Source organism: Corallococcus sp. 4LFB (assembly GCF_046520365.1).
GTDB classification, from domain to species: Bacteria; Myxococcota; Myxococcia; order Myxococcales; family Myxococcaceae; genus Corallococcus; species Corallococcus caeni.
Genome location: NZ_JBKGHJ010001111.1, coordinates 1 through 911 on the forward strand (window position 1 = coordinate 1; position 911 = coordinate 911).

The 911-nt window shown below is 69.4% G+C and carries 2 pseudogenes; one reads left to right on the plus strand and one right to left on the minus strand.

Annotated features, from left to right (window positions below):
* Window positions 1-226: pseudogene (locus ACLEQD_RS44375) on the minus strand (hypothetical protein); the annotation flags it as partial.
* A 471-nt stretch (window positions 227-697) separates the two neighbouring features.
* On the opposite strand from ACLEQD_RS44375, the pseudogene ACLEQD_RS44380 reads away from it, so the two are divergent.
* A pseudogene (locus ACLEQD_RS44380) lies at window positions 698-911 on the plus strand (DUF4388 domain-containing protein); the annotation flags it as partial.

Genomic DNA, 911 nt, shown 5'->3' on the forward strand with positions numbered 1-911 from the left:
GCCCCATCACGTCTTCGAGCAGCGAGATGCAGTCACCCCGCCGAGGCCCCGGTTCACAGAAGCCGCCGAAGCCACGGTCCGTCACCCGCGGCCATCGGGAGTCGGCCTCGCTCGTGGGATAGGAGGCGCGCACCCAGTTGCCCGGCCGCGAAGCCCGCAGGCGCAGGGGCGCGGCCAGAACCAGCTCGGTCAGCGCCTTCTCGAATGCCCCGGCCCCGACCGCCACGGCCCGGACGGGAGAAGGAGGGCTGTACTCCGTGGGCGGTCCCTCCCCCGTATCCAGCCGAACCCTCCCCCTTGGAGCGGCGCACGCACTGAGCAAGGAAAGGAGCAGGACGGCGAGCTGGACTCGAAAGGCCATGAGGCTCCTTACCCTCCTTCAACCCAAGTTCGCGCTCACAAGCACGATGGGTGGCAGGCCGTGGCTCACGGGGGCACCCCTTTCCCGGGCTGACCGCCGTACGGCTCGTCCGTCACCCTCTCCATCCACTCCACGACCTTGCCGTTCAGCGCCTCCTGGAGGGCTAAGTGCGTCATGGCCGAGGTGGGGCGGCGTCGTGCCAGTGCGTCAGGCCGGCGGGAATCTGCTCTACTCGAGCGGGAACTGAGCGCTGGTACCATTGGACGGAGCGGCGGTTTCCTAAACCGCAGGCCATGGGTATCCAGCAAGGAGCTCCCGGCGCAGGAGTGGGCGCAGTTGCGGGACATCTTCCCGCGCCTGGACACGACGTTCCGCGAGTTCGCGGCAGAGATGTTCTCCGAGGAGGAGGTGCTCCTGGACATGGCGGCGGGCGGCGCGACGCCGGGCGAATTGCTGGCGAGCGCGCGAGAGGCCCCACTGTTCGCGTTGGATGGAAGGCTGGTGTTCGAGCCCATCCCCCGCCCTGCCCCGCCGGACCTGACGGCGGACG